Here is a 25,059-nt window from a genome sequence, read left to right as displayed (position 1 = left end):
GTTTAATGACAAATATTTTAAGTGCAATTATTTTAGGTATTGTTCAAGGTATTACAGAGTTTTTACCAATATCTAGTTCGGGACATTTAGCGCTTTTTAGGTATTTTATGTATTTGAAGCTTCCAATAATATTTGATATTTATTTACACTTTGCAACAGTTTTAGTGATTATTATTTACTATCGCAAAAGGATTTTAGAACTTTTTTTAACTTTTATTAGATTCTTTTTAAGAAAAACTGTTAAATCTGATTTAGCAAATTTAAAATTAATGTTGTTAATATTAATAATAACTATTGTTACAGGAGTTATTGGAATTTTTATTTCAAAATATGAGAGAATTTTTACATTGCCTTTTATTTTAATTAATTTTATTATAACAGCGGTTTTAATCTTAATGTTAGAATTTAAATTAATTAAGATTGATTTTAAAGGTAATATTTTATTAATAGGAATTTTTATGGGCTTGATGCAAGGTTTTGGTGCATTTCCAGGAATTTCTCGTTCGGGAATTACGATTTTTTCTGCTATGATTATTGGGTTTAATAGAAAAAGTGCATTTGAAATTTCATTTTTGTCTTTAATCCCAATAGTTTTTGGAGCTGTATTATTAAAATATAAAGAATTTTATGATATTTTTATGGTTTTTAATAATTTTGAAATAAACTTAGGAGCGTTGGTTGCTTTTGTTGTTGGTATTTTCTCAATAAATTTCTTTTTTAAAATGCTTAATAACAAGAAACTGTATTATTTTTCAATATATTTATTTGCACTTTCAATTACAGTTGGTTATTTTTTTTAGAATATGAAGGATTTTTATCAGTATTTTCAGTTTCTGTTTTTTTTTATGCTTTCGGTTATTTCTTTTTCTCTTTTTGTAGCATTGACTCCTTTGAATAATATATTTATATTTTTCGTTTTCAATTTGATAGGTCAAATACTTCTTAATGTTTTTTCATTCTTATCATTTTATTTAATAGTTTATCCACTTGTTAATTGGTATGCTTATAAAAAGCATATTTTTACTAAACGATTTATATTTAATTGGAATTATACCGTAATATTATTTTTTACTTTAATATTTTTAATTAAAATCAATTCTAATGTTGAGGAATCTTATCTTATTAAAACATTCCTTATTAATTTTGGAATAATATTGGGGAATTTTTTTATTTTTACTCTTTTGATTTTAGAATTTGTTATTTGGATTTATTTAAATTACGTCTTTTTTAAAGATATTAATTTTATCTTAGATGCTTTTAAATTTTTAGAGTTTAAGATTAAGATTTTGTTTGAAAATATATTAAGTTATTTTCCCTTTTCAAATTCATTGGGTGTGAAAAAAGATATTAAAGTTTATGGAGATTCTGTAGAAGACCTAAAAGGTTCTCAAGGTTTTGATGAGAAAAACAATATTATCAATGATGAAGAATATCAAGCTTTATGGTCATTTAGTGCTTTCTTAAGAAAGAATAAAAAACCCCCCAATGTTAATTTAGCCAAAACTGTTTTTGAAGATTCAGACTATGCGCAGTCAAGTTCCTTAAATAAGGAAGCTTCAAATAATGGCATTTTAAATGCAGATGAGGATTTAATAGATGGGATTGATGGGTGTTGTGAGTATAAATACTTGGACAATCTTGAAAATAATAAGTTGATTATTAGTGGAAAGGTTAAGGCTGGTGAGATAAGAACTAAAGGTATAATTAGTCAAGTTGTTACTTCTCATATTTATGACGAAAATTCGGTTTTGGATAGAAAGACTGATTCTTACGTTATTGATATTTCAGTTTTTGACCAGAAAGAAGTTAAAAACGATATAGAAGATATTGAATATGAGAGAGAAATTAAAAAGCAATCAGTGATTCTTCAGGAGACATTAAAAGAGTTTAATATTAATGCTAAATTAATTGATATTATTAAAGGACCCGTTGTGACAATGTATGCTGTTCGTCCGGATAAGGGAATTAAGCTTTCCAAAATTACTTCTATTTCTGATAATATAGCTTTAAGGCTTGCAGCTATTAGGGTTAGGATTATTGCTCCGATTCCTGGCAGAGAAGCTGTGGGAATTGAAATTCCTAACAAGAGGCGTGAATTTATTTTAATTTCAGAGATTATAGACAGTAAAGAATTCAGGGGTAATTTTAGAATTCCTTTTGCTCTTGGAAAGGAAATTAGTGGTGAGAATATTGTTTTTGATCTTGTTAATTCTCCTCATTTATTAATAGCTGGTGCAACTGGGGCAGGTAAATCGGTTTGTGTGAATTCTTTAATTGCTTCGATTATTTTTTCAAAATCTCCAGATGAAGTGAAATTAATTATGATAGATCCTAAAATAGTTGAACTTAAGCTTTTTAATGATATTCCCCATTTGTTAACTCCAGTTATTACAGATGTTAAGAAGGCTTTAGAAGCTCTTAGATGGTGTCTTGATGAAATGGAGAGAAGGTACGTACTGCTTGATAATTTATTAGTAAGAGATATTGCTTCTTATAATAAAAAAATAAAAGACGAAAATTTAAATTTAATGGTCTTGCCATATCTTGTAATAATTATTGATGAATTTGCAGACCTAATTCTTTCTGCAAGAAAAGAGCTTGAAAATTTAATCTCTAGACTTGCTGCAATGGCTAGAGCTGTGGGGATTCATTTGGTTCTTGCAACTCAAAGACCTTCAGTTGACGTTATCACGGGAGTAATAAAAGCTAATTTTCCCTCAAGAATTTCTTTTATGGTAGCCAGCTCTATGGATTCTAGAATAATTCTTGGATCTTCTGGTGCTGAAAAGCTTTTGGGAAAAGGTGATATGCTTTATATTAGTTCTTCAAATCCTTTTCCTCAAAGAATTCAGGGTGGATTTTTAAAGGAAAAAGAAGTTTACAGGCTTGTTGAAGAAGTTAAAAAATTTGGTCCTCCAAATTATATTGATGATGAAATATTTATTGATAGTGCAAAAGAATCAGATTTAGTTGCTCTTGGGCCTTCTGATGAGCCAATGTTTGATGAAGCTCTTGAAATTGTTAAAACTACAAAAAAAGCGTCAGCATCTTATCTGCAAAGACGGTTAAAAATAGGTTACAATAGAGCGGCTCGAATTATTGAGCTTATGGAAGATATGGGGTACATAGGCCCTGTTAATGGATCAAAACCAAGAGAGGTGTTAATTTAAAGTAAAGAGATATCCACTTGAACATCTCTTGTTAGGTTACCTATTGGTTTTTTGTTTTAATTTTCTTACTTTTTTTGCTTGTTTTCTTTTAAAAGCTTTTTCTTTTTTTACACGGATTGTGGATGGTTTTTCATAATACTCTCTTCTTTTCCATTCACGAATAATTGCTTCTTTTTCAATCATTCTTTTAAAACGTTTCAATGCTTTTTCAAGATTTTCATTTTTGTCCACATTGACTGTTACCAAAAAATTCACCTCCTTTTACTCTATTCTTTTAATATTATTTATTATTTTATTTTTGTCAATAAGCATGCCATTTAAAAGGAAATCTGGGTTTATAGCTATGCCATTAATTCTTACTTCGAAGTGCAAATGAGGTCCTGTTGAGAGTCCCGTATTTCCAGTGTGTCCAATATATTCGCCCGCACTAACTACTTTATTTTCACTTACCCCTAATTTTGATAGGTGAAGGTAAATTGTAAATATACCTGGTAAATGTTGTATTATAAGGGTATTGCCTGTTAGCTCTCTATTTTGTGCGAATACAACTTTTCCTTTACCGGCAGCAAAAATTGGAGTATTTTCTCTTTTAAATGGGGCATAATCAATTCCATTGTGCATTGTATAATTTGAAATTTTTTTGTTACCCTGCATGTAAAGTCTTAATTCTCCGTAGTAGCTTGTTATAATGTGTTGGTCTTTTATCGGTTTAACTAAAGCATCATAGTGGTATATTGTTGTGTCTCCAATATTGCCAATAATATTCCACAAGACCAAGGATTGTTCTTTTTGTTTTGTTGATCTTTTTTGTGTTATGAGCTTGGCCTTTTCCTTATTAAAACTAATTTGTGTTTTTTTGAAGTTAAATTTTTTTATTTCTATTTCTTTGACATAGCTTTTATTTTTAAATTCTATTTGAATTTTTCTTTTGCCCTCTTTGATCATTGGAGTAATTCCTATAAATGCTATATAGTAAATTTTATTTCCTACTGTAAATTTAAATGGAGAGGAAGTTATGATTGGGGTTTTATTTGTACTCAAAAGTGATAACTTTTTAAAGTTTTCATTACTTGAAAAGTATATGTAATCTCCTTGAAATGCCTCTTTTTTGTATTGAACTTTAGGAATGGTATTTGTTATTTCTGAATTTATGTTTGCTATTCCTAGAATACAAAATATAAGCAAAGCTTTTTGTATTCTACACATTGACTTGAGTACTCTTTTTTATGTCTATTATTTTCAAAATCTTTTCTCTTGGGCAGTAAAAATCTTCATTAACTGTAAAAATGATATCCAAATATTGATCTTCTTTGATTTTCAATTCTTCTATTTTTTTTGTTCCGTTAAAAAAAATAGCTTTATAGTAATCGTTTTGTGATTTAAGACGCATATTTATGTGTTTTGAGCTATGATTTTTGTCAATTATTTTGAGTTCTTGAAGGTAAACATTTTCCATCATTAATATTGGCTCTCTAAATTCATAACCATAAGGTTCAAATATTTCTATTGTTTTAAAAAGAGAATCTTTTGTTAAATCCTTTGGAATAGTAGCATCTATTAGTATTGACTCATTTTTATCAAGAGTTTCATATTCAACTTTTGTAGTTGCATATTCTAATTCCTTAATAAACTCTTCAAGCAAATTTTCATGCAGTGTGAATCCAGCAGCAGCTTTGTGCCCTCCTGAATTTATTACTAAATGAGAAGGTACTATCGATATTAGTGTTTTTGAATTAATTTTATTGTTTGATCTAATTGATCCTTTAATAATATTGCCTTGTTTTGTTAAAAAAATAGCAACTTTTTGATAGTAAGTAGAAAGTCTAGTTGCAATTCTAGAGCTTATTCCTTTTGGAGTATTTTTATCATAGCAGACTATGAATTTATCATTTTTAAAAACAATATTTTTATTGTGCGAATTCCAAGCTTTTTCTTCTTTGTATTTTCTTAGTTGGTTGATTTCTTTTATTTCTTTAAATTTATTTTCTATTTGATTAGTATCGTTAGTAAGTAAAAAATTTATTGCAATATCTGCTTTTTCAAGTCTTCCTGTTGAGTTTAGTATTGGTGCAATTTTATATGCGATATCTATTGAAGTTATATTTGGTTTTGTTAATATGTTTGCATCCTTTAGTAGATAGTTAATAGGCATTCTTTCTCTTAGTGCAATTTCTTTGAGACCCGCTTTTAGGATTATTCTGTTTTCATTAATAATAGGCATATTGTCCGCTATTGTTCCGATTGCAACAAGACTAAGTCTTTTTAAGCATTTTTGTAGTAAATTTTTGTTAGTTTCAAAAATTATGTTATAAAATATGTAGTAAAGTTTTTCTTTAATCTTAATTTCTTTATATTTAAAATACTTGGTTGCTTGAATTAGATCCTTTAATGTTTTTCTTTTAAAATTTGGATATTTTTTTATAAAATTTTCACTAATATCAACTGTATCTATATTTATACTTTTCCCAAAACATTTATTTAATAATTGATCTTGCTCTTCTTTGTTAAAGATTATTATGTATTTGTTTTGTGAAAATTTTTCTAGTTTGTTTAAGTTAATTAAAGGATCATCCTTATTATTTAATCTTATATACCGTTTTAAAATATAATTTTTTATTTCTATTGCATGAAGAATAATTTCATTTTTTGCTTTTTCTAGAAATAGAAATACAAGGTTTTTAGAATAAAGATCTGTAAAGGATATACAAAGAGCAAGGCAAGTTTTAAAACTCACACAACATCCTGCTATTTCTTTGAATGGATATTTGTCATCTTTTAGATGTGGATTTATAACTATGCTTTTAGTTTTAAAGTCTTCGCTTGGAAGATGATGATCTGTGATTATTATTTCTATTCCTTGTGAATTTGCATAGTTTATTTCTTCAATGTTAGAGATACCATTATCAACGGTTATTATTAGAGAGATTTTTTTTTCTAAAGCTATGTTGATTAATTCGTTTGAAAGTCCATAAAATTCTCCGTTCGAAGGTATTTTATAGCTCACATTGAGTCCAAAATCTTTAAGAGTTTCATACATTATTATTGTTGCTGTGATTCCATCAGCATCTTTATCTCCAAAGATTAGTATGTTTTCATTTTCTTTAATTGCTTTATTGATTCTGCTTATAAACTTATCTATATTTTTCAATAAAAATGGGTTGTGCAGCAAATTTATGCTATCTTCAAGGAAAAACATGAAATCTTCTTCTTTGACTTCTCGTTTTATAAGCAAAGTTGCTTCAAAAAGATTGATATTATATTTCTTAGCAATGCGAGTTAGTTCTTGGTTTTGCATATTAGTTTCTTTTTGTTTCCAAATTTTCATTTATTTCTCTAGAATTCAATTTTTTATTGAGTTTTCAAACATTTTTTACTAACTTCACCATAGATTAATTATTTTTAAGCAGTAGTCATTGTATTTATTATTGAATGGTATAGCTTTAGTAGATTATAGCTGTTACCACAATTCAAGTTCTTTGCCATTATTTTAACTATGAAAATTCTCACTATATTATTTTATAATAAAAAAAAATATTATTAAATGAATTTTCATAAAATATTTGTTTTGTTATAATTAAGACTTAAGGAGATTTCAAATTTTATGGATGAATTAAAAAAAGCTAGGTTAGCAGACAAAAAGAAAGAAAAACCTGTAGCTGGGATTTTGCCTCATTCCAATAAACCCGCAAGAGCCCCTTTAATAGCAGTTCCTTCTCATCCAGTTTTTCCAGGTATGTTTATTCCAATTGTTGTAATCTCTGATTCTGATATGAAAGCAATCGAATATGCTATGAAAGGCAATGGAATTATTGCTTTATTTGTTTTAAATGATAAATTTTTAGAAAAAAATAATAACAATAATCAACATAAATTAATTGTTGATTATAGTAAAGATATTTATTCTGTTGGAGTTACTGGAAAAGTAATAAAAAAGATTAATCTTCCAGATGGTGGTTATAATATATTTGTGTCAACTTTTGATAGAATTAAATTTGTTAAAGTTGTTCTTAATGACAAGTTCCCAATAATAGAAATTGACTATTTAAAGCAAATTCCAGTTAGAAAAGATGATATTCAATCAAAGGCAGTTTACAGTAGTATTTTGCTTAGAACTAAAGAGATATTTTCACATAGAAAAATGCCCGAAGTTCAATTGAATATGGTTAATATTGAGGATAAGGGCAAGTTATGTGACATTGTGGCTAGCACCATTTCATCTTCAAAAAATGATCATCAAATAGTTCTTGAAACTTTGAGTGTAAAAGATAGGCTTAAAAAAGTTTTAGAGTTAATTTATGAAGAACTCAATTTAATTGAAATTCAAAATAAAATTGCTAGGGGAATTCAAGAGAGATTAGAAAAACAGCAAAAAGAGTTTTTTTTAAAGGAACAACTTAAAGCTATTAAAGCTGAACTTGGTATAGGCGATAAAAAAAACAGCGATTTAGCAAAGCTAAAGGCAAAGCTAAAGGCTTTGGAGTTAAAAGGAGAGTCTTTAGAGGTAGTTGAGAAAGAGCTGGAAAAATTTTCACTTCTTGAGACAAGTTCGGCTGAATATATTGTTATTAGAAACTATCTTGAGCTTATTACTGAGCTTCCTTGGCAAGATTTGAAAATTAATTTTGATAAGTTAGATTTGCAAAAATCTAAAAAAATTTTAGATAAAACTCATTATGGAATGACGGAAGTTAAGGATAGAATTATTGAATATATTTCTGTTCTTAAATTAAGAAAAACTCAAAAGGGAGCTATTATTCTTTTGGTAGGACCTCCTGGGGTAGGAAAAACTTCTATTGGAGCAGCTATTGCAAAGGTTTTGCGCACCAAATTTTTTAGATTTTCTGTTGGGGGGATGCGTGATGAATCAGAAATCAAGGGACACAGAAGAACTTATGTTGGTGCTTTGCCTGGAAAAATTATTCAAGGTTTAAGAATTACTAAGACAAATTCTCCTGTTTTTTTAATTGATGAGGTTGATAAAATCTCCGCTTCAAATTATGGAGACCCTTTTTCAGTTCTTCTTGAAGTTTTAGATCCTGAACAGAATGTCAAATTTAGAGATCATTATCTTGATCTTCCTTTTGATATTTCAAATGTATTTTTTATTTTGACTGCTAATTCTATTGAAACAATACCAAGACCTTTGTTAAATAGAATGGAGATTATTGAGGTTTCCGGATATGTCGATAACGAAAAAATAGAGATTGCAAGAAAGTATTTAATTCCTAAGGTTTTAAGCGAAAATGGAATTGATAAGGATTCTTTAAAGTTTCAAAGCTCAGCGCTTGTTCAAATTGCCCAAGAGTATGCAAGAGATAATGGAGTGAGAAATTTTGAAAAATATTTAAACAAAATTGTACGAAAGGTTGCAAGAAAGCTTATTGAGAATGCTGAGGTTAAATCTTATCAAATTTCAAATGATAATCTAGAAGAATATGTTGGTGTACCCGTTTTTAGAAAAGAAAGCATGCCTAATATTATGTATTCAGGTATGGTAATGGGTCTTGCTTGGACAAGCTATGGGGGTTCAACTTTGATGATTGAAACTGTAAAAACAGAGTCCAAGGTAGGTGGAATTAAGTTAACAGGTAGACTTGGGGATGTTATGAAGGAGTCTGCTAATATTGCCTATACTTATGTTAATAGTATTAAGGGAGATTTAAGCATTAATAAGTCTTTTTTTGAAAAATATATTATTCATTTACATATTCCAGAAGGAGCTACTCCAAAAGATGGTCCTTCGGCAGGAATTACAATAGCTAGTGCTTTTATTTCTCTTGCTCTTGATAAAGTTGTTAGACCCCATTTGGCTATGACAGGAGAGCTTTCTCTTACTGGAAACGTAATGATGATAGGGGGACTTAGAGAGAAAATAATTGCAGCAAAACGTAGTGGGGTAGAGCACATTATTGTTCCTCAGGCAAATAAAGTAGATCTAGAAGAGATTCCTATTAATATTAAGAGTGGCATTAATTTTTATCTTGTAGAGAATATGCGCGAGGTCATTAAATTATTGTTTTAATTTTTTAAAATTGTTTTTTTGGGCTAGTTTGACTCTAGGTTTAAATAAATGAATTAATAATGGAAGAAGAGTTAAAGATGCAAGAGATGTTGTTAGCATTGTAAAAGCAATTATTGCACCAAGAGTTGATATTATTTTATAAGTCGAAAATGTCAGGGTTAGAAACCCTATTCCAACAGAAATAGAATTTGCAAATATCCCATTAAATACGCTTGGTATTGATTCAAGAAGTGCAGTTTTGTAGATTTGACTTTTTTGGTATTTTAAAATAAATGTATTGAAAAAATGGATTGAATAATCTACTCCGACTCCCATGCTTACAGATGCAATTGTTGCTGTTGCAGGATTTAAGGTTATTCCAAACATCCTCATTACAGCAAAGTTTAAAAACACTGACCATGCTACTGGGATTGCAATAATTATTCCGGTTTTTATAGATCTAAAGAAAAGCATAAGCAATAATGTTATTGATCCAAGGGTTGTTATAATGTTCATAACCTGCTCTTTAACCATTGTTTTAGCAATTAATACTTTATCATATACCCCTGAGAAATGATATTTATTATTTCTCATATGTTCATTAATTGTTTGAATAGCATATTTTTCAAATTTTTTTATTCCTTCAGTTGAGTTGTCTTCAATTCTTACTATAATAGATATTAATGACCAGTCATCATTAATATACAGTTTTTTATTGTCTTGTGTCCAAGCACTTCTATCTACTAAGTTTATTAGTTTGTTTAGTATAGCTTTGTTTTCAGGCAGTTTATATTCTAGTGGGGATTCTTTTTTAATTTTAAAATTTGTAAATTTTAAAATTCCATTAATAGAGCTGGATTGAGTTTTTGCAGAAAATGCATCAAGCTTGTCTGTGATCAAATCTAAGGTTTGCATTGCTTTTGCATTTTTAAATTCGCCGGGGGTGCCTTCAAGTTCTATTTTAAAAACTGATATTCCCCCCATTTCTTTTTGCATTAAGTTTAATGTTTTTTTTACGCTTGTGCTTTCTTTGAAGTAATCTTTTTCATCAAAATTGATTTCTATTTTCAAAAGACCTACTATAGAAATCCCCAGTATTATGACGACTACTATGGAAGATATGTATTTTCTTTTTAATATAGACTTTGTTATTTGTGAATTCATTTTGGCAAGTTTTTCAAGGAAAAATATTTTGTGTATTTTATTTTCTTTTTGTTTTTCAAGTGATCTTTTTTTTGTAAATGGGATTAATGTTATTATTCCAGGTAGGACGGTTAATGATATAGTCATTGAAATTATTACTCCAATTGACATGAAAATACCCATTGTTTTGTAAGCATTAATTGAAGAGGTTGTAAGAGATAAGAATCCAAATGCAGTTGTAAGAGATGTTAGCAGGATAGGTGTTTTAAGTTTTTTAATTGTTTTTTTGATTGATTCTTTTGAAAGTTGATCTTTTTTTATTAATTTGAATATTCCGTTTATTATGTGTACAGCATTAGCGCATCCGATTGAAATAAGTAAAACAATCATTGAAGTTTCTGGCACTGTAATGGGAGATTGTACAAGTCCTTTAATTCCAAAAGTCCAAATCAATGATAATAATGCAATAAAAATAGGAATTAACGCTCCAATTAGATTTTTTATAATCAAATAAAGTGAGATTATTACTACAAAAGTAGCAAGAGGTCCTAAAATTTTGAAGTCTTCAACCATGTAGTTTAAGATTTTTTCTCTTACTATTAAATCTCCTGTAAGATATAACTTTAGGTCGTCTGTTTCATATTTTTTAATTGTGTTTTCCATCTCATCAAGTTCAGCTTTTAAGTTTCTACTGAAATTGATTTTATCGCTTTCTGATGGTATTATTATGAAGTATATTAAATTTTCTGAATTACCCAAGAATGTATTTTTTACGAATGGGGTTGAATTTATTTTATTTTTTATTTCTTCTATGTCTTTATCTGTGTAGGTTTCTTTTTTAAATTGTGGAAAATAAGAAAATATACTTGTAACGGCATTTGGAGATACTTTTAAAATTTTGGTTATTTCATTGATTACACTGTTTATTTTTTTAAAATTTTGTTTGTTGAAAATATTTTTTTTATCTTGAAATATTACTATTGTAGACAAAAGTGAATTACTTTTGTCAATGTCTATTAGGCTTTCAGTTTCTTTGGTTTTGGGGATAAGTTTTAAGATGTTTGCATCGAATTTAAGATTTTTTAAAAAAAATCCTAAAAAAATAGTAATTAATATAAATATTGTGAATATAATGCCTTTATATCTAATGCTTAGACTTTCAAAGTCCATGTTATGCCTCTTTTTTACTTTATCACTATGTTGACAAGTTTGTTTTTAATTGCAATTATTTTTACTATTTTTTTATTCAGTAAGTGTGATTTTATTTTTCTATTTTCCATTGCTATTTTTTTTAATTCTTCCTCATCTATTTCTTTGTCCAGTAAAATTTTGTCTTTTATTTTTCCATTTATTTGCAAGACGATTTCTTTTGTGTCTTTAATAATAAGGTTTTCATCGAATTTTGGCCATTTTGAATTTTTGAATAAACTGGGGGGTTCTCCAATGTGTTCCCACAGCTCTTCTGCTAAATGAGGTGCATATGGGGATAAAATAATGATAAAGGGCTTGAATATATTTAAATAATTTTTTTCATACTTTAGAAGTTTATTTATAAATATCATCATGGCAGAGATTGCTGTGTTGAAATTTAGGTTTTCTGTGTCTTCTGTGACTTTTTTTATTACTTTATGGAGCTGAGATGTTATTTCTTTTGGAGGATTGTCTTTTGATAGTTCTTTTTCTCTTAGGTTCCAAATTTTGTTTAAAAATCGAAAAACACCAACAATTCCTTTAGTGCTCCAAGGCTTAGAGTCTGTTAGTGGTCCCATAAACATTTCATAAACCCTTATTGAGTCTGCTCCAAATTCTTTGATAATGTCATCTGGGGCTATTACATTCTTTAAAGATTTTGACATTTTGGCAATTACTTGGGTTACTTCTTGATTGTCCTTTTTGTCAAAAAATTTATTGTCTTTTTCTATAACTTGATCATTAGGTATTAAAATCCCATTTTCTTTTTGATAAGAGAATGAGGTTATTATGCCTTGATTTATTAGCTTTTTAAAAGGTTCTTTAGTGTTTACATACCCTAAGTCATAAAGAACCTTGTGCCAGAACCTTGAGTAAAGTAGGTGTAATACTGTATGTTCAGCTCCACCTATGTATAGGTCAACAGGCATCCAATATTCAATATTTTTTTTACTTGCAAATTCTTTTTGATTTTTTGGATCAAGGTATCTCAAATAATACCAACAAGAGCCTGCCCATTGCGGCATTGTGTTTGTTTCTCTTGTAAAATCTGTATCTTTTATGTTTACCCAATCTTTAATTCTTGACAAAGGAGATTCTCCCGTTCCAGAAGGTTTATAGTTTGCAATTTCTGGAAGCTTTAAAGGTAGATCATTTTTTTCTAAAGGTATTGCATTTCCAAGCTTATCAAACAATATTGGTATAGGTTCTCCCCAGTATCTTTGCCTTGAAAAAATCCAATCTCTAAGCTTGTAGTTAACTTTTTCTTTTCCCTTTTTGTTTTTAGTAAGCCATTTTATTACTTTATCTTTTACTTCAGAATTTTTAAGATTATTAAATTCATTAGGGGAGTTTATTGAAATTCCATCATTAGTAAATGCTTTTTCCAATGGTTCGTTTTTGCCTGATTTTGATATTACGGATAGAATTTTTAATTTATACTTTTTAGCAAATTGAAAATCTCTTTCATCATGTGCTGGAACGCCCATTACGGCTCCAGTGCCATAAGCTCCTAGTACATAGCTTCCAACCCAAATTGGAATTTTTTCATTTGTTATTGGATGAAATGCATAAGAGCCTGTAAAAATCCCCGATTTATCTTTTTCAAGAGAGGTTCTCTCAAGGTCGCTTTTGAGTTCTTCGTTCTTTATATATTTTAATACATTGTTTTTAAAGTTATTTTTTGTTATTTTTTCTGTTATTTTGTTTTCTGGAGCTATTACTAAGTACGTGACGCCAAAGATTGTGTCTGGCCTTGTTGTAAAGACTGTTACTTTATCATTGTAGCCTTCAATTTCAAAGTCGATTTCAACCCCTGTTGATTTGCCAATCCAATTTCGCTGCATTTCTTTTACAGATTCAGGCCATTCCAATTCTTCAAGGTCGTTTAATAATCTTTCAGCATATTCTGTAATTTTTAAAACCCACTGTCTTAAGTATTTTTTTTCAACATTGTGAAATCCTCTCTCAGATTTTGGCCCGTCTGGAGTTTGGATAATCTCTTCATTTGCCAATACTGTTCCAAGTTCAGGACAGTACCATACAGGCATTTCTTTTGCATAAGCTAGGCCTTTTTTATATAATTGTAAGAAAATCCACTGGGTCCATTTATAGTAAGTCTCATCATGTGTTCTAATTTCTCGATCCCAATCATATGCGAATCCTAAAGCTTTTATTTGTTTTTTGAACTTATTAATATTTTCTTCTGTACTTTTTTGAGGATGAGTTCCTGTTTGTATTGCATAATTTTCAGCAGGAAGTCCAAAGCTATCAAATCCTATTGGATGAAGCACATGAAATCCATTTAAAAGCTTATATCTTCCAAATATATCAGTGGCTGTATATCCTTCTGGATGGCCAACATGGAGCCCGTTGGCAGAAGGGTAGGGAAACATATCAAGTATGTATAATCTTTTTTCTTTGGGAATGCTTGGATCTTCTTCTACTTTGTATGTTTTGTTGTTGTCCCAAAATTCTTGCCATTTTTTTTCTATTTTTTTGAATTCGTATTTAAACATCTATCCCCTTGAAAATTAATCTGCAATTTATTCTCTAGTGCTCTTTAGATCATATTTTTGTTAATTTTATTTAATAAGCTACTAGCAATTTTGATGCTGTGGACTGGACTTGAACCAGCACGAGCTTGCGCCCACTAGCCCCTCAAGCTAGCGTGTCTACCACTTCCACCACCACAGCATTATTAACCATTATATTTTTTATTTTAAATTTTTGTCAACTTTTTTATTTTTTTTAATTACGCAAATTATTATTGTTGTTGTTACTATGGTGATAAATATTGAAAATATAATTATTTTTATTTTTGAAAATGTTATTTCAAATGATTGTCCTAGTTTAAAACTTAGAGTAAAATAAACCATTATTGAGAGTAAAGTGGCAAAAAAGTCAGAGACAATAAACAAATTAGATTTCATATTTCCCATTCCTGCTGATATAAATATTGCGTTTCTAACTCCAAAGGGTATAAACCTACCTATGAATAAAGTTAATACTCCGTATTGCCCATAATAGTAATTTATTTTGTCAAGCAATTTATTTTCTTTTTTATTTTTAAACAGTTTATTCCCCATTAATTTCCCAATGTAAAAAGATATTATGTCTCCAAGATAGGCTCCCCAAAAAATTCCTAAAAATATTAATATTGTATATTCATTTTTTCGACTAGATAAAATCCCGCCCATTAGTACTATTGCATCTTCGGAAATAGGAACATTAAGTCCTGCTAGAATTAGCAAAGAAAAAAATACTATTGGAGAATAAGCTATGTTTGAATCTATGGATTCTATTATTGAATTTATATACATTGTTTTGTCATCTATTTCTTGTTTTGTAGGTTAAATATATGCTTGCTAGAGTTAAATATGCAAAGTACAGTATGAGAATTATTTTTGCTATTTTTAATGCTTTTGTGGATAATTTTAAAAATATTGATATGACAAATATTAGGCAACTTATTACTGTTATTGGTATGGTAATTTGTCTTAATTCTTTAGTTTTTGATGGGTAAATGAATTTAATTGGAATAAAGCTTGTTACAATACATATTGACATTATAATAAGATTTGTTGTTTGCTCTATTTGAAAAATTATGTTTGATATTACAAAGAGATTCCATAGAGAAGGGAATCCTCTAAAGTAGTTATCAGTTGTTTTTGAATCTGTTCTTGAGAATTGGTATGCTGATGAGAGCAGGATTCCAATGCAAATGGCAACTTTATATTTTTCTTCAATAAATTCTCCAAAATAAAAAAATACAACAGGGATAAATGTATAGTTTATATAGTCTGTAATGTTATCAAGTAGAGCGCCATCAATCTCAGGTATTAATTCTTTTACTTTAAGTTTTCTTGCTATAGTTCCATCGATTCCATCTATTATAAGTCCTATTACTGTTAGCTTTAAAAGAAGAGAATAATCACCATTTATAATTGAAATTATTGAGTAAAGCCCTACAATCAAGCCGGATGCTGTAAAAATATGTACAAGCCAAGCTAAAATCAAATTGATATTTTTCACAGTAAATCTCCTTTTTATTGGAATATTGTTTTTATCTCTTCAAGTCTGTATTTAAAAATGTTAATAGTGTTTTCTATTGTTGTTTTTTGTGTTAAATCTACTCCGGTAATATTTAAGGAATCTAATGGATATTTTGAACCACCTGTTTTTAAAAATTTTATATAATTTTCTACCGCGTCTTTTTTATTTTCTTTTATGTCTTTGTATATTGACAAAGCAGCTGCAATGCCTGTAGCATACTGATATACATAAAAAGGCGAATAAAAGTGCGGAATTCTAAGGCATTCAAGGGGGCTTAACTCATCAAATTTTAGACTAGGTCCAAAGTATTTTTTTAGCAAATTCATATAAGTTTCTGTTAGCGTTTCTTTTACTACAGGTTCTCCTTTGCTAACCATTTCATGAATAATATATTCAAATTCAGCAAACATTGTTTGTCTGAAGAATGTTGAAATCATGTCGTCAATTTGGTTAAGTTTTATATACGTTATTTTTTTAATATCGGTTTCGTTTTTAAGTAAATATTCTGCTAATATTTGTTCGTTGATTATTGATGCTATTTCTGCTTCAAAGATGGAATAATTATAGTGGGGGAATGGGTTATTTTTTATACTAAAGTAAGAGTGCATCGAATGCCCTGCTTCGTGGGCAAGGGTAAACATATCTCTTATTGATTCATCTTTATAATTAATCAGTATGTAAGGTTTTCCATTGTATGATCCTGCGCTAAAAGCTCCTGATCTTTTTCCAGTATTTTCGTATTTATCAACCCATCTTTCTTTTAAAAGACCGTTTTTTAAGATTTTTGTATATTCATCTCCTAATATCTTTAAAGATTTTAATATTTTCTCACAAGCTTCTTCAAACGAATTTTTAAATGTTATTCCTTTTGTTAATGGCACATATACGTCGTAGTGATATAGATGTTCTTGGTTTAAAACTTTTTTTCTAAATGTATAATAGTCGTTAAGTGCAGATAAATTTTCATTAACAGTTTCGATTAAATTCGTATAAACTTTTTTGTCAATATTATTTGAAAAAAGCTGCATTGAAAAAGTATTTTGAAACTTTCTTGTCTTTGCGATGAATTGATTTTTTTTAAAGTCAGAAATAAGGAGATTAGCAAGTGTGTTTTCATTATTTTTGTATTTTTGATAAAATTTTAAAAAAGCTTCTTTTCGTATTTTTTGGTCTTCGTTTTGTAGAAATAGTGTGTAGGTAGAATTGGTTAAAGGGTTTCCATTAATTTCTCCAAATTCCATATCAGCGTTTGTGAGTGTTGAGAATATGTTTTGATAAGATGAGTAAAGAGGGGTATAGTTGGCAAGTATTTCTTCTTCTTTTTCGCTTAAAATATGGTTTTTTTCTCTTAGTATTTTTTCAATTGCGATTTTTTTATCTTTAAGCTCAGGTTTATTTATCCAATCTTGTATTTTTTTTTCATCTGTTTTAAGTATTTTGGGCATGAGAAATGAAGTAGCATTAGATACTTTTGTAACTAAATTGACGCATATAGAATATATTTTATTTGCATCCTTATTAGTTACATCTGTTTCTAATTGGAGCATTGAATAGTAAGAGATTCTCTCTAAATCTTCCATAATTTCATAGTATTTATTTAAAGCTTCTTTAAACAAATTAAAATTTAATTCCAATTTTTCATATTTTTTAAATTCTTTGGTTTTCATTTCAATAGCATTGATTGCTTTTATATATTCTTCTTCATTTACAAATAGAAAAGATAAATCCCATTTATCATTTTCATTGATTTCATTTCTATTTATCACTAAATTCTCCTCTTCCTTTTTTCATTGTTTTGAAAGAAATAATACATTGAAATTTTATAAACATTGTGCTTTTTATTTTACAATAAAGTCTGAACTTTATATATAAAATAAGTTTAACTGTTAAATAAAGATTCTAATAAAAATTTTTTAAATTTTAAAAATGCTATTCCCCGATGAGATATTTTGTTTTTTTCTTCAAGCTTTAGATCGCTAAGTTTTTTGTTATTTTTAGTTAAAAATATTGTATCATAACCAAATCCATAAGTTTTATTGTCATTTAAACTTAAGGCAATTTTTCCCTCAATAATTCCTTCAAAATTTGATATTTGCCCATTGTTTGATATGTAGCTTATATTGCATATAAAATATGCGTGTCTATTTTTTTCATTTTTCATTAAATCTAAAATAAATTGGTTTTTTTCATTAGTGTTTAATTTTTTACCAAGTTTATAATTATCATATCTTTTAGAATAAATTCCAGGCTCCAAGTTTAGTGCCTCAATACATAGTCCAGAATCTTCCCCAAAAACATTTTGATTTTTATTTAAAATTTCAAATAGTGTTTTTGCTTTGAGTAAAGAGTTTTCTTTGAATGTTTTTCCTGTTTCTTTTATGTTAAAGTTTTGAGGCACTATTAAGCTTAAATTGGGTATATTTAATATATTTTTTACTTCATTTATTTTATTTTCATTTGCTGTTGCAAAAAATAGTGTTTTCATTTATATAATAATAAAGTATTTATGAGCTTGTTGCATAATTATATTGTTTTTAAATATTATTCTATTTAATTAGGCGTATTTGTTGAATATTTTTGTACCAGGGTTTTATCGAAAAATTTGGATTTTTGTCGAAGCTATTAAAATAAATTTTTAATTTTTTTGTTTGAGCGTGGTAATTATTGGTAAGGTTTGTTATGAAAAAAAGAATTAAATTTAAGATTATTTTAGGTTTTAAAGGAATTTTAAAGTTTTTTTTGGTTATCTATAATTCTTTGTTTATAACCCTTAAAGTTATACATTCTTTTTTTAAGCAAAATATTAGCTTCATGGTTATTCCTCATGTCAAGGGAAATATAAAAAATATCAAAATTTCTTTTTTGACTTTATTTTTCTTTTCTGCTTTTTTTTTAGGTATTTTTATAGGATTTGTTTTGCTTGCTGTTAACTATGTTACTCTCTCGTCAATTGTGAGATCTACAGAGAAAAATTATTCTTTAGCAGAATCTGAGATTGAAGATTTTAGAAATACAGTCGTGGAGATTAATTCTGTTGCAAAAAATTTTTCCAAAATTTTAGATGAGCTTAAAACCTCTTTAAAGATTAGTTCTAATAGTGTTGATTTAAATAAAAATAAACTAGATGGAGATCTTTCTGATTTTATTGATTTGCAAATTTTAGAAGCGAATTCAATAAAAGAGCTAAGTGATCTTAAAAATATTAAAAGCAAGATAGAAAATTCAATTCCTCCTCTTAAAAGCATAGTTAAGGTTTTACACGCTCAAGATAAACTTTTAAATGATATTCCATCTCTTTGGCCTCTTGCAGGTGGATCTGGAATTATTACTTTGCATTTTGGACCTGCTATTGAGCCTTTTACTAGACAGTGGTATATTCATAAAGGCATAGATCTTGGGGGAGTTAGAATTGGAACCCCTATTGTTGCAACTGCTGATGGGGAGGTTGTTAGAGCAAGTTATCAATCAGCAGGCTATGGTAATTTTGTTCAAATTAAGCATAAGTATGGACTTGCAACTCTTTATGCGCATATGTCGCGCCTTAATACTTCTAAAGGTTCTTATGTTAAAAAGGGGCAGGTAATTGGGTTTATGGGGCAGACAGGCTATGCGACAGGTCCGCATGTTCATTATGAGGTTCGTGTAGGTTCTCAAGTTATTAATCCTGATATGTACTTAAATTTAGCAACAGGAGCCTCAAAATAGATGTTAAATTTTTTAACTGTAAAAAAAGAAAAAAAAGCATCTTCTTTGTTTATTTTTGATGAAATAAAAACAATAGTGGGTGTTGGTGATTTTTTTAAAGGAGATTTGGTTTCAAACAATTTTATTCGGCTTGATGGTGATTTTATGGGCACTATTAGTTCTACTAAAAGAGTAATTATTGGAGAGAGTGGTAGGATTAAATCCAGTATTGACGCCAATGAACTTGTTATTTCTGGAATAGTTGTGGGCAATATTTATGCTAAAAGCAAGATTAAGATATTTGCATCAGGATGCGTTATTGGCAATATTTCTTGTAAGTCAATTGAAGTTGAAGAGGGTGCAATTATTGATGGATATATGGATATTGGTGCTGAGTATCTTAGAGCTCCTGAAAGAAATACATTTTTTTATACCGGTTCTTATAAGGTTAATGAAGATCTTTTAATTGAAATAAATAAAGAGTTTCAAGAAGAAAAAAAGTCTTTTCAGTCTTTAGAGAGTAAAGATAATAAATATTTTCCAAGTGCTATGAATAAAATAGATGAAAGTAAATAATTTGATTGCTGGAGCCTTAAACCTTAATTCAAAAGATTATAAAAAAGGCGGCAAAAAAGTATTTTTAGAGAAGAATAGTGTTTTTTCTTCGGTGTTTCAGGCTGAAAGTGTTAAAGAGGACAAGCATTTTATTTTGCTTGAAAACGGTGAATTTAATCTTGATTTGATTAAAAATATGTTAGATGGAATTAACGAGATTGGTGAAAGACTTTTGAGCGAGCCTTCAAGGCAAAATGTGATTTTTTACAAAAAAGTTATTTCGGAGTTTTTAACCATTATTATATCATCTTCTGTTTGCTTGAAAGAACAAAAAGGGGGCGCTTTGGGAGATCCTAAGCGTCCCAAGTATAGAATTATTAAGATTATTAACGACAAGTTGGACAAGCTTGCTTATTCTGTTTTACAAAGTCAAATGACTCAGATTAAACTTTTAGATAGTATTGAAGAGATTCAGGGGTTGCTTGTAAATTTGCTAATGTGAATTGGGGGGTTGAGTTTTTAAACATTAAATTACAAAGGGATTATTTTACAATCCCTTTGTTTAATGGTATAAACTAAATTAATTTTAAATTAAATATTTTTTACTTATTTCTAAGAAGCTTTTTATTTGTTCATTTTTCCACTCTTCAGATTTGTTTAGTTTTTTCATCATTATTTCAGCAACTTTTGGAGCAGCTTCAATTGTAGCTTGAGGATTTAAAGGTAGCGATCTTGTTCTTCTTGCTAGAACATCGTCAATGGTTTTGGCTTGTTCAAATTTAATTGAAAAAGTTATTTGAGCTTCATTTAAATCTAAATTCTCGTGAATATTCTTATCAAATCCTTCCATATTTTTTAGAATTTCAAAATCACTTCCGTAAGCTCTAAAAGCTTCAGGAATTTTTATTGCCTCTTCTTTTTTAAGATAACCGTGTAACTTTAAATCTTCTGTAGTTGGTGGGTAATTTGGTATTAAATCGTTTTCTATGGCTTTAAGCAAGGTTTTTTCTGCCATTTTTCTATATGTAGTATATTTACCCCCTGCTATTGTAATAAGATTTGAATCTGATATAAATATTTTTTCATTTCTTGAAATTTTGGAAGTGTTGCCCCCAGCTTTTGGATCAATTATTAATGGTCTTATTCCTGTATAAACGCTTTTTATGTCTGATTTTTCTATTTTAATATTTAAATAATTGTTTAAATTATTTATTATAAAGTCAATCTCTTCATCAAGTCTTTTAGGCTCTTCTTCTATTTCTTTTATTGAGATGTCGGTACTTCCGCAAACAACACTACCATACCAAGGAATAGCAAATAAAATCCTATTATCACTAGTTTTAGGCATTAATATTGCGTGATTTTGTGGGAATTTATCTTTTTTGATTATTAAATGGCTACCTTGAGAAGGTTTTATAATATTTAAAGTTTTTTCATCATCTAATCTTCTTATTTGATCTGAGAATATTCCTGTTGCGTTTATTACGCATTTACTTTTTAGTGAAATTTGTTCTTTTGACAATTTATTTTGTATGATAACACCCGAAAGCTTTCCATTTTCCTTTCTGAATTTTTTAAGCTCTGTGTAATTAAGGGCAATACCCCCTTTTTCTGTAAAAGTTCTTAACAATGTTATTGCCATTCTAGCATCATCGAATGAATCATCATAATATAAAACAGAACATTTAAGGCCTTCTGTTTTAATATTAGGAGCTTTTTCAATAGTAGATGTTCTTGAGAGTAATTTGGTTTTGTATTTGGCAGCTTTTTCTTTTCCCATAAGATTATGGTAATAACTTAATCCAAAATAATAATAAGGTATTTCTAAAATATTATAAATGGGAGTAATAAAGGCACATTCATTAATTAAATGGGGTGCATTTTTTTCAAGAATTGCTTTTTCGTGTAAAGCTTCTTTAACTAAAGGGATATTCCATTGAGCTAAATACCTTACTCCGCCGTGAATTAATTTACTTGACCTAGAAGAAGTTCCTTTTGCATAATCAAATTTTTCTATAAGTATTACTTTGTATCCTCTTGTTATTGCGTCTACTGCTATACCAAGTCCTGTTGCGCCTCCTCCGATTATTATGAGGTCAAATTCTTGATTTTCGAGATCTTTTAATTTTGTTTCTTTGTTGTTATTCATGAAATTTAAATATTCCTCCATTTTAGTTAATTTGTTTTTTTTAAAAGTTAAATAATATTATCAACTCCTGTTTGTTGTTCATTAATGAATCGTAATTTTTTATCAGACTTGGTCAATTTATTTCTTGTTATTAACATTAAAATAATCATAAAGGAGACATTAGTATTTGTTTTTGCTGATATCTAATAAATAATTTAAAGTATAATAGCAACTTATTGGAGTTTGCTTTCTTAAGTCCTATTATAGCAAATGTGAAAATCTTTTTAGTTAAAAAAAAATTAGCATGTCTAATTAATATCGATGAAAAAACTTTAATTAAGAGTTGCTTGTATAATCGATTTATTTGCTTTCCGGACATTTTTATTATATGTTGTTTTAGTTTTAAAAAATCAAATAAATTATACATAATTTTGTCTCCATTATGGTTTTGTTATCATTGCCAAAGTCTTTGTTTTGAACTTTTATAGGCTATGAGAATCCTGTATCCAAGATTTTGATCTTTCAATTGCGTTGTTCCAATTCTCAAGAAGCTTTTCTTTTTGAATTTTTGGCATTGAAGGCTCAAAGATTTTATCTACTTGCCAGAGACTTATGATTTCTTCAGCGCTTTGCCAATAACCTGATGCAAGACCTGCAAGATAAGCAGCTCCAAGAGCGGTTGTTTCTGTTATTTTTGGTCTTACAACTCTACATTCTAAAAGGTCAGCTTGAAATTGCATTAATAGATTGTTTTGACTTGCTCCCCCATCTACTCTTAATTCTTGAATTTCAAAGTTGGGAACGGATTTTTTCATTGTATTTAGTACGTCAAAACTTTGAAATGCGATACTTTCAAGAGCAGCTCTTGTAATGTGAGCTTTTGTTGATCCTCTTGTTATTCCAATTATTGTTCCTCTTGCATAAGAGTCCCAATGAGGTGCGCCAAGTCCAACAAATGCTGGCACAAAATAAACTCCCCCATTATCTGAGACAGACATTGCTAATGGTTCTGCATCTGAGCTTTTTCTAAAAAATTCAAGACCGTCTCTTAGCCATTGGATTACGGCTCCACCAATAAAAACGCTTCCTTCAAGAACATAGGTTACAGAATTTTTTCTTCCCCATGCGATTGAAGTTAAAAGCTTTGCATGGCTAATAATAGGTTCTTTACCTATATTCAACGTTGCAAAGCAACCGGTTCCATATGTGTTTTTAGCCATGCCTTTTTTCAGGCATGCTTGTCCAAACGTTGCTGCAAATTGATCTCCAGCAATTCCTGCAATAGGAATTTCTGATCCAAATAGTGACTTATCTGTTTTTCCATATATTGTAGAACTTTCTTTAAGTTCGGGTAAAATTGCTTTTGGAATATTTAATATGTTTAAAAGCTCATCATCCCATTTTAATGTTTTTATGTTTAGCAGTAATGTTCTTGAAGCGTTAGAGTAATCAGTTGCATGTACTTTTTTTTGAGTCAGATTCCATAATAACCATGTGTCTATTGTTCCAAAACATAATTCACCATTTTCAGCTTTTTGTCTGGCACCTTTTACATTTTCTAAGATCCACAATATTTTAGTCCCACTAAAATAAGAATCTAGTACAAGACCTGTTTTTTCCAAAATAATTTTATCTTTTCCTTCCTGCGTTAATCGGTCGCAAATTTTTGCAGTTCTTCTGTCTTGCCATACTATTGCATTATAAATGGGTTTCCCCGTATTTTTTTCCCATATAACTGTAGTTTCTCTTTGGTTAGTTATTCCAATCGCATCAACTTCATTTGGTAAAATTCGCGAGTTTGCAAGAGCTTCTGTTATAACGCCAAGTTGTGATCCCCATATTTCATTGGGGTCATGCTCTACCCAACTTGGTTGTGGATAAATTTGAGTAAATTCTTTTTGGGCAAGCCCTTTTATGTTTGCATTTTTATCAAATACTATTGCTCTTGAGCTAGTAGTACCTTGATCAATAGATAAAATATATTTCATAATTCTTCCTTTTTACTTTAACAAAAATAAATATTTTTAGCCTTTGTTATTCTTTAGCGTGAGTTCATAAATTGTGGCACCTATTATTGCTCCAATTATTGGACCTATTATTGGCACAATAAATACACTTAGGTTGTTAAAACCGTGATTTTTAAATCCCGCAAATAAGAGTAAAATTCTTGGTCCGAGATCTCTTGCGGGATTGATGGCATAACCGTTCATTCCCCCAAAGCTTATTCCTATTGCTAAAACCACTGCTCCTGTAATGAATGGAAGAAATGGACTATTATCATCTTTTTTTACAAAATCTCCTACAACCGAAATTAAAAACATTAGCAAAAAAGTTCCAAAAACTTGATCAATAAATCCAGGCAAAAATCCAGGAATAGCAGGAAAAGTTGCCATTATGCCTTGAGTATTTTCTAGGCCAGGATCTATTTCTATCCATTTAGGATAAAACACTATAAGTGTCATTAAGGCGCCTGTGAATGCTCCTAATATCTGAGCTACAATGTAATGAAAAAGTTTTGAAACGGGAAATTTTCCAACACTTGCTAATCCTATGCTGACAGCTGGATTTAGGTGTGCTCCACTAATTCTTGCTGCTGTATAAATACCAAACGTTACACCCATTCCCCATCCAAATACTATGTTTGTATATCCACCTTTTATTATTTCCCCTGTTATTTCAGGGTTTGATGGAAATAATACTGTCATTGCAACAGATCCAGTTCCTAGAGTTATTAAGATAAATGTTCCCAAGAATTCCGATATAAATTCTTGAAATTTTGTATAATTCATATTTAATCTCCTTATTTTTATGTTTTTCTTAAAAAGTTTTAACTTTTGATTTTTTTAATGTAAATATGTTTAATTTTTTAATTTAATTTTATTATTTTTTGCTAATTGTCTAGAATTTGTAGATTCTAGTCCCTTCATTTTAAAAAGAATTAATCTTTTTAATTATAGTTTTATATTATTTGTATTTAATATATTATTTTTAATTAAGATTAATGTCAATAATTTAAAAATTTTAATTTTTAAATTATTGATTTCTTTTCTAAAATTTGTTTAAGGATTTTTTATTTTATATTAAAATTTTTACATTGGATTTTTTGATTAATTAAGTTTTATGTTTTAGTAATT

At 28.7% G+C, this 25,059-nt stretch carries 19 protein-coding genes and 1 tRNA gene; 6 read left to right on the top strand and 14 right to left on the bottom strand.

What is annotated here, in order from left to right; all coding sequences use genetic code 11:
• The first annotated feature begins 5 nt into the window (after positions 1 to 5).
• Together OY14_01275 and OY14_01270 are read left to right on the top strand one after the other, a co-directional pair.
• Complete coding sequence (locus OY14_01275) at positions 6 to 800, top strand: UDP pyrophosphate phosphatase (GenBank protein AJA90088.1); 795 nt, start codon at positions 6 to 8, stop codon at positions 798 to 800.
• Positions 801 to 803: 3 nt separating this feature from the next.
• Entirely contained in the window at positions 804 to 3,170 is a 2,367-nt protein-coding gene (locus OY14_01270; protein ID AJA90087.1) for a cell division protein FtsK, read from the top strand.
• Between the two features lie 36 nt (positions 3,171 to 3,206).
• On the opposite strand, the gene OY14_01265 is transcribed toward OY14_01270, so the two are convergent.
• The 3 genes from OY14_01265 to OY14_01255 are packed head-to-tail and all read right to left on the bottom strand — an operon-like array spanning position 3,207 to position 6,495.
• Complete coding sequence (locus OY14_01265; GenBank protein ID AJA90086.1) at positions 3,207 to 3,416, bottom strand: 30S ribosomal protein S21; 210 nt, start codon at positions 3,414 to 3,416, stop codon at positions 3,207 to 3,209.
• 15 nt (positions 3,417 to 3,431) lie between these two features.
• The gene (locus OY14_01260; GenBank protein ID AJA90085.1) at positions 3,432 to 4,376 is read right to left on the bottom strand and encodes a peptidase M23; all 945 of its coding nucleotides are present in this window, start codon (positions 4,374 to 4,376) and stop codon (positions 3,432 to 3,434) included.
• Complete coding sequence (locus OY14_01255; GenBank protein AJA90084.1) at positions 4,369 to 6,495, bottom strand: single-stranded DNA exonuclease; 2,127 nt, start codon at positions 6,493 to 6,495, stop codon at positions 4,369 to 4,371. The genes OY14_01260 and OY14_01255 overlap by 8 nt, the downstream gene beginning before the upstream one ends.
• Positions 6,496 to 6,771: 276 nt before the next feature.
• On the opposite strand from OY14_01255, the gene OY14_01250 reads away from it, so the two are divergent.
• The gene (locus OY14_01250) at positions 6,772 to 9,192 is read left to right on the top strand and encodes a Lon protease (GenBank protein AJA90083.1); all 2,421 of its coding nucleotides are present in this window, start codon (positions 6,772 to 6,774) and stop codon (positions 9,190 to 9,192) included.
• Here the strand turns inward: OY14_01250 and OY14_01245 are convergent.
• The 7 genes from OY14_01245 to OY14_01215 all read right to left on the bottom strand — a co-directional run bounded on the left by OY14_01245 (position 9,181) and on the right by OY14_01215 (position 18,043).
• Positions 9,181 to 11,484 (bottom strand): membrane protein, encoded by a 2,304-nt coding sequence (locus tag OY14_01245; protein ID AJA90082.1) that lies wholly within the window; start codon positions 11,482 to 11,484, stop codon positions 9,181 to 9,183. The two genes, OY14_01250 and OY14_01245, sit on opposite strands and share 12 nt — an antisense overlap.
• 14 nt (positions 11,485 to 11,498) lie before the next feature.
• A complete protein-coding gene (locus OY14_01240) occupies positions 11,499 to 14,021 on the bottom strand; it encodes a leucyl-tRNA synthase (GenBank protein ID AJA90081.1) in 2,523 nt (840 codons plus the stop codon).
• A gap of 91 nt (positions 14,022 to 14,112) precedes the next feature.
• Positions 14,113 to 14,199: transfer RNA gene (locus OY14_01235), tRNA-Leu, on the bottom strand.
• Between the two features lie 20 nt (positions 14,200 to 14,219).
• Positions 14,220 to 14,825, bottom strand: coding sequence for a membrane protein (locus OY14_01230; GenBank protein AJA90080.1), 606 nt, complete (start codon positions 14,823 to 14,825; stop codon positions 14,220 to 14,222).
• 7 nt (positions 14,826 to 14,832) lie between these two features.
• The gene (locus OY14_01225) at positions 14,833 to 15,537 is read right to left on the bottom strand and encodes a phosphatidyltransferase (protein AJA90079.1); all 705 of its coding nucleotides are present in this window, start codon (positions 15,535 to 15,537) and stop codon (positions 14,833 to 14,835) included.
• A 14-nt stretch (positions 15,538 to 15,551) separates the two neighbouring features.
• Positions 15,552 to 17,324 (bottom strand): oligoendopeptidase F, encoded by a 1,773-nt coding sequence (locus OY14_01220; GenBank protein ID AJA90078.1) that lies wholly within the window; start codon positions 17,322 to 17,324, stop codon positions 15,552 to 15,554.
• A 113-nt stretch (positions 17,325 to 17,437) separates the two neighbouring features.
• Positions 17,438 to 18,043 (bottom strand): deoxyribonucleotide triphosphate pyrophosphatase, encoded by a 606-nt coding sequence (locus OY14_01215; GenBank protein ID AJA90077.1) that lies wholly within the window; start codon positions 18,041 to 18,043, stop codon positions 17,438 to 17,440.
• A gap of 194 nt (positions 18,044 to 18,237) precedes the next feature.
• Here OY14_01215 and OY14_01210 point away from each other — a divergent pair, with 194 nt between their 5' ends.
• From OY14_01210 to OY14_01200, 3 genes are read left to right on the top strand one after another with little or no spacing between them, the layout of a single operon-like run.
• Entirely contained in the window at positions 18,238 to 19,263 is a 1,026-nt protein-coding gene (locus OY14_01210; GenBank protein ID AJA90076.1) for a peptidase M23, read from the top strand.
• Entirely contained in the window at positions 19,264 to 19,818 is a 555-nt protein-coding gene (locus tag OY14_01205) for a hypothetical protein (GenBank protein AJA90075.1), read from the top strand.
• Positions 19,805 to 20,299: a UDP-N-acetylenolpyruvoylglucosamine reductase gene (locus OY14_01200; protein ID AJA90074.1), complete on the top strand. Its 495-nt coding sequence runs from the start codon at positions 19,805 to 19,807 to the stop codon at positions 20,297 to 20,299. Before OY14_01205 ends, OY14_01200 begins: the two co-directional genes overlap by 14 nt.
• A gap of 84 nt (positions 20,300 to 20,383) precedes the next feature.
• Here the strand turns inward: OY14_01200 and OY14_01195 are convergent, their stop codons facing one another.
• The 4 genes from OY14_01195 to OY14_01180 form a co-directional block, all read right to left on the bottom strand.
• The gene (locus tag OY14_01195; GenBank protein AJA90073.1) at positions 20,384 to 21,946 is read right to left on the bottom strand and encodes a glycerol-3-phosphate dehydrogenase; all 1,563 of its coding nucleotides are present in this window, start codon (positions 21,944 to 21,946) and stop codon (positions 20,384 to 20,386) included.
• Positions 21,947 to 22,091: 145 nt separating this feature from the next.
• Complete coding sequence (locus tag OY14_01190; protein ID AJA90072.1) at positions 22,092 to 22,352, bottom strand: hypothetical protein; 261 nt, start codon at positions 22,350 to 22,352, stop codon at positions 22,092 to 22,094.
• Between the two features lie 55 nt (positions 22,353 to 22,407).
• Positions 22,408 to 23,913, bottom strand: a complete 1,506-nt coding sequence (gene glpK, locus OY14_01185) for a glycerol kinase (GenBank protein AJA90071.1) — start codon at positions 23,911 to 23,913, stop codon at positions 22,408 to 22,410.
• Between the two features lie 36 nt (positions 23,914 to 23,949).
• The gene (locus OY14_01180; GenBank protein ID AJA90070.1) at positions 23,950 to 24,714 is read right to left on the bottom strand and encodes a porin; all 765 of its coding nucleotides are present in this window, start codon (positions 24,712 to 24,714) and stop codon (positions 23,950 to 23,952) included.
• Positions 24,715 to 25,059: the final 345 nt, after the last annotated feature.

This window comes from Borreliella chilensis, from assembly GCA_000808095.1.
Lineage (GTDB): Bacteria > Spirochaetota > Spirochaetia > Borreliales > Borreliaceae > Borreliella > Borreliella chilensis.
Note: the sequence above shows the minus strand (reverse complement) of the source record. Positions and strands in the feature narration are given on the sequence as shown.